The sequence below is a fragment of the Herbaspirillum sp. VT-16-41 genome (assembly GCF_001994935.1).
Classification (GTDB): Bacteria; Pseudomonadota; Gammaproteobacteria; order Burkholderiales; family Burkholderiaceae_D; genus Herbaspirillum; species Herbaspirillum frisingense.
In genome coordinates, this window is the sequence record NZ_MUXB01000073.1 from 1 (window position 1) to 3,051 (window position 3,051).

Annotated in this window: 3 protein-coding genes; all 3 read left to right on the plus strand. The window is 63.3% G+C overall.

Annotated features, from left to right (window positions below; genetic code table 11):
* The first annotated feature begins 3 nt into the window (after nucleotides 1-3).
* Genes BTM36_RS04620 through BTM36_RS04630 form a run of 3 tightly spaced genes read left to right on the plus strand, consistent with a single transcriptional unit; the run spans nucleotide 4 to nucleotide 2,983 of the window.
* Nucleotides 4-933 carry a branched-chain amino acid ABC transporter permease gene (locus BTM36_RS04620; RefSeq protein WP_039877283.1) on the plus strand — a complete coding sequence of 310 codons (930 nt, stop codon included), beginning with the start codon at nucleotides 4-6 and terminating at the stop codon, nucleotides 931-933.
* A 46-nt stretch (nucleotides 934-979) separates the two neighbouring features.
* Nucleotides 980-2,194, plus strand: a complete 1,215-nt coding sequence (locus tag BTM36_RS04625; RefSeq protein ID WP_077235383.1) for an ABC transporter ATP-binding protein — start codon at nucleotides 980-982, stop codon at nucleotides 2,192-2,194.
* 21 nt (nucleotides 2,195-2,215) lie between these two features.
* The gene (locus tag BTM36_RS04630) at nucleotides 2,216-2,983 is read left to right on the plus strand and encodes an ABC transporter ATP-binding protein (RefSeq protein ID WP_006465665.1); all 768 of its coding nucleotides are present in this window, start codon (nucleotides 2,216-2,218) and stop codon (nucleotides 2,981-2,983) included.
* The last annotated feature ends 68 nt before the right edge of the window (nucleotides 2,984-3,051 follow it).

Genomic DNA, 3,051 nt, shown 5'->3' on the forward strand with positions numbered 1-3,051 from the left:
TTCATGGACATTTTCATCCAGCAGATCATCAACGGATTGGTGCTAGGCAGCATGTACGCACTGATCGCCCTGGGCTACACCATGGTGTACGGGGTGCTGAACCTGATCAACTTTGCCCACGGCGACATCCTGATGGTGGGGGCCATGGTGGGCCTGTCGCTGCTCAAACTGGTGCAGCATGTGGCACCGGACCTGCCGGGCATCGTCAAGCTGATCATCGCCATCGTCGGTGCGATCCCGGTGTGTATCGTGGTCAGTCTCCTGATCGAACGCATCGCCTACCGCCCGCTGCGCAATGCGCCGCGCCTGGCGCCGCTGATCACCGCCATCGGCGTGTCGATCCTGCTGCAGACCTTCGCCATGATGATCTGGGGCCGCAGCCCCTTGCCATTCCCGCAGGTCATGCCGTCCGACCCGGTGCACATCGCCGGTGCCCTGATCTCGCCGACCCAGATCATGCTGCTGATCCTGGCGTTGGCCGCCATGATCGGCCTGGTGCTGATTGTGGAAAAGACCAAGATGGGCCGCGCCATGCGCGCCACCGCCGAGAACCCGCGCATCGCCGGCTTGATGGGCGTGGACGCCAACCGCGTCATCATCGTCACCTTCGCCATCGGCGCGGCCCTGGCGGCCATTGCCGGCGTGATGTGGGCGGCCAACTATTCCACCGCGCAGTTCGCCATGGGCTTCGTGCCCGGCCTGAAGGCCTTCTCGGCAGCGGTGCTGGGTGGCATCGGCAACATCTACGGCGCCATGCTGGGCGGCATCCTGCTGGGCCTGATCGAAAGCCTCGGTGCTGGTTACATCGGCGACCTGACCGGCAACTTCCTGGGCAGCAACTACCAGGACATCTTCGCCTTCATCGTGCTGATCATCGTGCTGACCCTGCGCCCCTCCGGGATCATGGGCGAGCGCGTGGCGGATCGGGCTTAAGACTTAAAAGTTAAAAACAGAACTTAGAGAATCGGAAGAGAACACTATGGCTCTCATGACCTTCGACATGAAGCGCAACCCGCAGCAGGCGCGCATCAGCCTGCTGGCGCTGTTGGCGCTGATGATCATCTTCCCCATGATTGCCCAGCATTTCGGCAATTCGTGGGTGCGCATCATGGATATGGCACTGCTCTACATCATGCTGGCCCTGGGCCTGAACGTGGTGGTGGGCTTCGCCGGCCTCCTGGACCTGGGCTACATCGCCTTCTATGCCATCGGCGCCTATACCGCCGGCCTGTTGGCCTCACCGCAGTTCGCGGCGGTGATCGAGTCCTTCGTCAATACCTATCCCGACGTCGGCAATTTCCTGGTCTGGCTGTATGGTCCGCAGATCGTGCAGAACGGCATCCACCTCTCGCTGTGGCTGATCGTGCCGATCTCGGGCGTGCTGGCCGCCATCTTCGGCGCGCTGCTGGGGGCCCCGACCCTGAAGCTGCGCGGTGACTACCTGGCCATCGTGACCCTGGGCTTCGGCGAGATCATCCGCATCTTCATGAACAACCTGAACGCGCCGGTCAACATCACCAACGGCCCGCAGGGGATCAACCTGATCGACCCGATCCGCGTCTTTGGCGTCTCGCTGGCCGGCGAACCCGGTTCGGGCTCGATGGTAAAGGTCTTCGGCATGAGCCTGCCCTCGGTCAATGCCTACTACTACCTGTTCCTGGTGCTGTGCATCTTCGTGATCTTCTTCTCGGTGCGCCTGCAGGACTCGCGCCTGGGCCGTGCCTGGGTCGCCATCCGCGAAGACGAGATTGCCGCCAAGGCGATGGGCATCAACACCCGCAACGTCAAGCTGCTGGCCTTCGCCATGGGCGCCTCCTTCGGTGGCGTGGCCGGTGCCATGTTCGGCGCCTTCCAGGGTTTTGTGTCGCCGGAATCCTTCTCGCTGACCGAATCCATCGCCGTGCTGGCCATGGTGGTGCTGGGTGGCATCGGTCACATCCCCGGCGTGGTGCTGGGTGGCGTGATCCTGGCCGCGCTGCCGGAAGTGCTGCGCCACGTGGTGGAGCCGCTGCAGATGGCCATTTTCGGCCGTGTCTGGATCGATGCCGAAGTGCTGCGCCAGCTGCTCTACGGCCTGGCCATGGTGGTCATCATGCTGACCCGCCCGGCTGGCCTGTGGCCCTCCCCGCGCCATGAAGACCGTCCCGAAGTGGACCATACCAAAGTCGGCACGACCGGCGAAGTCAAAGCCTAAGCCATATCAGGAGCACAGAACATGACACAGACACTGCTCAAGATCCGCGACGTCAGCAAGCGTTTCGGCGGCCTGCAAGCCCTGAACGGCGTGGGCATCACCATCGAGCGCGGCCAGATCTATGGCCTGATCGGCCCCAACGGCGCCGGCAAGACCACCTTCTTCAACGTCATCACGGGCCTGTATCAACCGGACACCGGCAGCTTCGAACTGGACGGCAAGCCCTATAGTCCCAGCGCCCCGCACGAAGTGGCCAAGGCCGGCATCGCCCGCACCTTCCAGAACATCCGCCTGTTCGGCGAGATGACCGTGCTGGAAAACGTGATGGTCGGTTGCCACGTGCGCACCAAGCAGAACGTGTTTGGCGCGGTCTTCCGCCACAAGGCGGCCCGCGAAGAAGAAGCGGCGATCCGCGCCAAGTCGCAGCAACTGCTGGACTTCGTGGGCATCGGCCAGTTCGCCAAGCGCACGGCGCGTCACCTATCGTATGGTGACCAGCGTCGCCTGGAAATCGCCCGTGCTCTGGCCACCGACCCGCAACTGCTGGCCCTGGACGAACCGGCAGCCGGCATGAACGCCACCGAGAAACTGGGCCTGCGCGAGCTGCTGGTGAAGATCCAGGCCGATGGCCGGACCATCCTGCTCATCGAACACGATGTGAAGCTGATGATGGGCCTGTGCAACCGCATCACGGTGCTGGACTACGGCAAGCCGATTGCCGAGGGCGTACCGGCCGACGTACAGAAGAACCCGGCGGTGATCGAAGCCTACCTGGGCGCGGGACATTAACTAATGGCGGCCTCGAAATCGGTTGCGCAGCCGCTTACCGTTCGTCCTGAGTAGCGGCGCAGCCGCGT